Origin of the sequence: Vibrio sp. V04_P4A5T148, from assembly GCF_963875605.1 — a bacterium.
Lineage (GTDB): Bacteria > Pseudomonadota > Gammaproteobacteria > Enterobacterales > Vibrionaceae > Vibrio > Vibrio anguillarum.
In genome coordinates this window covers 1-5,798 of record NZ_CAWNMS010000093.1, presented here as the reverse complement: position 1 = coordinate 5,798, position 5,798 = coordinate 1, and the positions used below count along the sequence as shown (strand labels likewise).

At 41.9% G+C, this 5,798-nt stretch carries 5 protein-coding genes and 1 pseudogene; 5 read left to right on the top strand and 1 reads right to left on the bottom strand.

Annotated elements, in window-relative coordinates:
• The first annotated feature begins 213 nt into the window (after positions 1-213).
• From bla to tnpC, 4 genes and pseudogenes are all read left to right on the top strand, one after another.
• Positions 214-1,101: a carbapenem-hydrolyzing class A beta-lactamase gene (gene bla / locus AACT18_RS16940; protein ID WP_094144260.1), complete on the top strand. Its 888-nt coding sequence runs from the start codon at positions 214-216 to the stop codon at positions 1,099-1,101.
• 133 nt (positions 1,102-1,234) lie between these two features.
• Positions 1,235-1,555: an IS66 family insertion sequence element accessory protein TnpA gene (gene tnpA / locus AACT18_RS16935; protein WP_094124588.1), complete on the top strand. Its 321-nt coding sequence runs from the start codon at positions 1,235-1,237 to the stop codon at positions 1,553-1,555.
• On the top strand, positions 1,552-1,905 hold the full coding sequence (gene tnpB / locus AACT18_RS16930; RefSeq protein ID WP_094124587.1) for an IS66 family insertion sequence element accessory protein TnpB: 354 nt from the start codon (positions 1,552-1,554) through the stop codon (positions 1,903-1,905). The genes tnpA (AACT18_RS16935) and tnpB overlap by 4 nt, the downstream gene beginning before the upstream one ends.
• Before the next feature lie 59 nt (positions 1,906-1,964).
• Positions 1,965-3,497: pseudogene (tnpC, locus tag AACT18_RS16925) on the top strand (IS66 family transposase).
• Positions 3,498-3,706: 209 nt separating this feature from the next.
• Here tnpC and AACT18_RS16920 read toward each other — a convergent pair.
• Positions 3,707-4,879 carry a hypothetical protein gene (locus tag AACT18_RS16920; RefSeq protein ID WP_094143360.1) on the bottom strand — a complete coding sequence of 391 codons (1,173 nt, stop codon included), beginning with the start codon at positions 4,877-4,879 and terminating at the stop codon, positions 3,707-3,709.
• Positions 4,880-5,650: 771 nt separating this feature from the next.
• Here AACT18_RS16920 and tnpA (AACT18_RS16915) point away from each other — a divergent pair.
• Positions 5,651-5,798, top strand: a 148-nt coding sequence (tnpA, locus tag AACT18_RS16915) for an IS66 family insertion sequence element accessory protein TnpA (RefSeq protein WP_445286002.1), incomplete at its 3' end; no start/stop codon positions are given.

Here is a 5,798-nt window from a genome sequence, read left to right as displayed (position 1 = left end):
TAACACCACTGAGTCGTCATGGTGAAATAAATTAAGATAATTAAAAATAAAAAGGATGAGTTAGTATCTATCGATTACTTTATAATACTAAATAAGCCTATTTTTATTTATTAAACCTTGATTGTTTATTTGGTTTGTATTATTAATTGTATTGCCACGAAACACGGAAATTTTAAAAAAACTATAAATAACTTTATTAGGAAAGTATAACTAATGATCATCTTCAAAAAAACGATTTTATCGTTGAGTGTTATTTTACTGTCTGTAGCAAATCAAACCGTCGCACAAACGGATATTCAACTGACCCAAGCGGTCAAAGATATCGAAAGTGATTGGCAAGGTCGTATTGGTGTTTATGCCTACGACATAAATGGAAGTTTTACTTTTGGTTACCGTGAGCAAGAACGCTTTCCGTTATGTAGTTCTTTTAAGTCACTCCTAGCTGCGGCTATCTTGCAAAAGTCACAAAATCAATTATTGAACTTGGAGACTTTTATCGATTTTAGTAAGCGTGAGTTAGAGTTTTGGTCACCAATTACTGAGAAAAATCACGCCACTGGAATGAGCATAGGCGAACTTGCTCAAGCAGCTCTTCAGTATAGTGATAATGGCGCTACCAATATTTTATTAGAGCGTTATATCGGTGGTCCTCAGGGTATGAACAATTTTATGAAAAGTATTGCTGATCAAGATTTCCGTTTAGACCGTTGGGAACTAGAACTTAATACAGCTATACCAGGAGATGAACGCGATACCTCTACTCCTAGGTCAATGGCGACGAGCCTTGGCAAGCTATCTTTTAGCAATGTGTTGACAGCCTCCCATCAGAACTTGTTTCATGATTGGCTAATCGGCAACACTACTGGAGACAATAGAATCAGAGCAGTCGTCCCTAAGCAATGGAAAGTGGGCGATAAAACGGGAACCTGTGGTGCCTATGGCGCAGCAAGCGATGTAGCTGTTATCTGGCGAGAAAAAGCGTCTCCGTTAGTGATAGCAATATATACGCATAAATCTGAGCCAACCGCTAAACATAGCGACAAGTTAATTGCAGAAGTCGCTAAAGAAACGCTTCAGTACATAATAAGCCAATCGCAATAGTATGCACCACGCAAGCGCTTAACCTATTCGGGGTCTTAGCGCTAATATTATCGTAAGCGCGTCATAAACCCCACATTCTAATCAATATCGGTACGTCCTAAGATCAAATCTCCCAATCTCAAGGAGATCTGAAATGGCAAAACGACGTACCGACCAAGAATGGGAAAACCTGTTCGAGCAATACGAATCCAGTCAACTATCCCAGCGTGTTTTCTGCGAGCGCCATAGTCTGAGTCTTTCGACCTTTTATGCAAAGCGTCAACAATTGCAGTGCTCTGGGCAATCTCAAACTGGTGGCTTTATCAAAGCTGAAGTCGTTGAAAAAACGACTCGCTACCAAGTAACTCAAACACCCGTCGCCAACATGACATTATTTGTTAATGACGCTGAACTCAGCATTCCACAGGGTACACCTGCCTCGTATCTGGCAGAGTTAATCGGAGCACTATCATGAAACGAATGTTGAGCGCCCCGAATGTTTACCTGTATCGGGAGTTCGTGGATTTTAGAAAGTCTATCAATGGCCTGGCGGCGATTATCGAGTCCGAAACCGATTTGCCGCTAGGTACAGGCGCACTTTTCCTGTTTACCAATAAACAACGCGACAAAGTCAAAGTGTTGTACTGGGATAAAACGGGCTTCGCCCTGTGGTACAAACGGCTCGAAAAAGCCAAATTCAAATTGCCCACTCAAGAGAAAAAACAGGTCTACACCCTGACTCAATTTGACTTAGATAGACTATTATCTGGCTTCACAATAATCGGCCATAAACCGATGAAAATAGACAATTTTACAATGAGTTAATCTCGATAAAAGTCAGTTATACCAAGCCTTGACGTGGTGTTTTTAGTATAATCAATGCCATGAAAAAGACGCCCGATATTAACCCAGAAAGCCAAGACATCGCCGAGCTTCAAGCTATGGTGAAAGCGTTGATGTCGGAGAAAAAAGAGTGGCAACAAGAGCGCCAATCCTTAATTGAACAGTTTAAACTGGCCCTTGACCGTCAATTCGCCAAACGCTCGGAAGCGTTAAAGCCTTATAATGAAGCGTAAGGTGACCTCTTTAATGAGGCGGAATGTGAAGCAGCGAAAGTGGAAGATGAGGTTATCACCACCACAACGACGACTATTAAACGTCGTGGTAAACGTCAACCGCTGCCTAAAGACTTACCGCGTGAAACACTCGTACTTGACCTAGATGAGCACGACAAGCAGTGCTCATGCTGCCAACACGCTCTGCATAAAATCGGCGAAGACCGCAGTGAAAAGCTGGAGTTCACGCCCGCCGTCCTAAAAGTATTGGAAGTCGTTCGCCCGAAATACGCCTGTCGTCAGTGTGAACAACAGGCTGAAAAAAGCCACATTCACCAACAACCCGCACCGATAAGTATCATCCCCAAAAGCTTCGCTACCGAAAGTCTGCTTGCCAACATTATTTTAGGCAAATATCAGTATGCGCTTCCGCTGTATCGTCAGGAAACCTTGTTCACCCAATCAGGTATCGAGTTATCGAGAACGACCATGGCCAGGTGGGTAATCCAGGTGAGTGAAAAGTTCAAACCGCTTTATCAGGCACTGAAGGCTCACTTACTCGAACAAGTGGTGGTTCAGGCCGATGAAACGCCGCTCAATGTGCTCAAGGAAGACAAGCAATGTTACATGTGGTTGTACTGCTCGGGAGCCGACTCCCCTGAAGCTAAACTCCCTGACATGAAAAATATCGTCTTGTTCGACTATCAAAACAGTCGCGCGAGAGTGTGCCCCGTGAACTTCTTGGGTGATTACTCAGGCTATCTGCAAAGTGATGGTTACGCGGCTTATGATGGATTAGCCAACGTCACCAATGTCGGTTGCTTCGCTCATGCACGTCGTAAGTTCATGGAAGCGAAGAAGCTTCAGGGCAAGGGTAAAACAGGTAAAGCGGATGTGGCGTTAGCCAAAATCCAAAAGTTGTACGCACTTGAATCTCGATTAAAACTGGCTTCGGTCGAAGAGCGTTGGGCAGAAAGACAAGCGCAGGCTAAACCGATGTTGGATGACTTCTATGACTGGTTAACCACGCAGAAAGTCATCGAATCGAGTCCTCTTGGTAAAGCCATCAAGTACACCTTGGGTCAGTGGCCTAAGCTGATACGCTATGTTGAAGATGGGTATTTATCTATCGACAACAACCGAGCGGAACGCGCAATCAAATCGCTGGTCATTGGCAGAAAAAATTGGTTATTCTCGACGAATCCACTTGGTGCTGATGCGAGTGCTTTGCTGTATAGCATCATCGAGACGGCGAAAGCGAACGGACTGATACTCTACGATTACATGGTCAAATGTATGAAAGAACTGGCAAAGCCAGAGCCTGATATTAACTCTCTTCTTCCTTGGAACTTCTCACACTGAAACTAAAACGCCCCGTGGGATCATGGGGCGCTTACGATGGTTTTAGTCGTGAATTTAAGTGATTTCTTGCCCATATTGTCTAAGCTCAGCCTATAGGCTTAAGCTTAAGACAATTAAACAAATCTAGGGATAGTCTGTTGTTACTGGGCGAGAATTAGCAACAAAAGCCAAAGCTACTGCTTACATGTTTCTCTGGCGTATCTGTAAAATTATTTAGAGTTTCTACTTTTTGGATGGTAGTCCTTCCAAAGGTGAGAATATGCTATATCTTCCCATGGTGAAGGAACCACTTTGCCATCTCTATAAAATATTATTCTCCCTTGCAGTCTATCCCAGTGTCTATATATATACCTAAGCTCTGAAGCAGTGATTGTACAACCGTACAAGCGGTTATCTTTTGTGGTAACACCTCGAATATTCATCCCATCAAGGATGAAATGGATTTTTCGTTCTGAAGCTGGGGATTGTTGGGCTACCATTTCAATCCCACTTTTGCTACCACGTTTCCACCACTCCCGCTCAACGACATGCTTAGATGATATTTTCAGTTTTCCATGTGTTGACGCAACATTTTGATATGCATCAAAGTCAAATCCGTATTTGCTCGGACGACCAATCATTGCCTTTGAAATGGCTTCAGATAGGCGAGACATCCGAAAATTTCCGCCCATTTTCTTCAATCTATCAAATTCATCACTTAATGCTGCCCTTACTGGATCACTATAACTATTTATTATCATGGAGCGATTATTTCTAGTGCCTTTCCTAGCCCATTCATTACCGTTATTTTCACCTATTACACTGTTAACCACATTAACCTTATGATAGTCCTCAAGTTTTTTTAAATAGTTTTCATCCCTTCCAAACGATGTACCATACATAAGGTCACCACAGCGGAAATTTTTAACTATTGCGTCTTTTGGTTTCATTCCGATACTAGGTAGAAAATTAGTGGCATTATCATCTTTGTTTTTATTGGGAGTAGCCACCACTTTAGATTTGATCCCAATACTAGGTAGAAAATTAGTTGTATTGTTGTACTTGCTTTTATTAGCAGCTTTACGCTCGGTTAAAATCTTTTCTCGATGTACAGCATAACGCGGCTCATTCTCTTGCACATACAACCAGTTTTTCTCACTTTGTATAAGGCGTTCTCGACGCTGCCGTTGAATTTTTTCTTGCGGTGTTTCTCTTATTAACTCCGATTCATTCACCACATTGATACTAGAAAAACGTTTTTCTATAGCAGTAAAGTTCTTCACTTCTGCCGCTTTTAAGGCTAAAGCACTTTTTTCTATCTCATTTTGTAAATGACATGAGCTACAAGTACACACTTTGGGATCTAGACTGCCTACTGGGCAACGATAGTTTTTGTCGAACATGATTTATTCTCTATATTTACAGGCTTATGTTCTCGTAATGAATCTTTACTAACCGACATGTCGGTAAAAATACAAAAAAGTATGACACTCTAAAGTGTCATACTTTCAATTATTGTAGGACATGCCGGCAAATCAAAACAAGACAAAAAACATTATACCTATAAGCGCGCAGTTGACTATAAAATGCGTCCCGGAACACCTTTTCAAGACTAATTCCCAATTTCTCGATCCAAAAGAAATTGTCTAGGGAAGTACCTTTCTCGCTAATACGCTCAATTATAAAGTGTTTAAAATCAGTTTTTGACGCAATCTGTCTAAAGGCAAGGTCATCGTCAAGGTCTATTGTCGGGTAGTAAATCTCCGGCTAAAGTGTAGCAGCTAACAAACGGCTCAAGAAGGATTGCCAACGCGTGGCGGTTTTAGTGCAAAATTGAAGTTCAGTGTTTACGGTGTGTTTTTTGAGTTCGTCGGTGCGTTGTCAACCCCTTAGCCGGGCGTTAGCTGAGGTTAAGGAAAATTATAAAATCACAGGCTTCCGTGATTAGGGTGTTTTTTCTAGCTATTACAAAGAGTTAAGCTAGATCTTCGGAATGTCTTTCATAATCAAGAGACTTGCTAAGCTCTGCATTTAATGCATTTTAAACCGTTACTTTAGTGAGATTTTTATGAGGTCATAAAGCTTGATGGTTTGTAAGCGCGTCATAAACCCCACATTCTAATCAATATCGGTACGTCCTAAGATCAAATCTCCCAATCTCAAGGAGATCTGAAATGGCAAAACGACGTACCGACCAAGAATGGGAAAACCTGTTCGAGCAATACGAATCCAGTCAACTATCCCAGCGTGTTTTCTGCGAGCGCCATAGTCTGAGTCTTTCGACCTTTTATGCAAAGCGTCAACAATTGCAGTGCTCTGGGC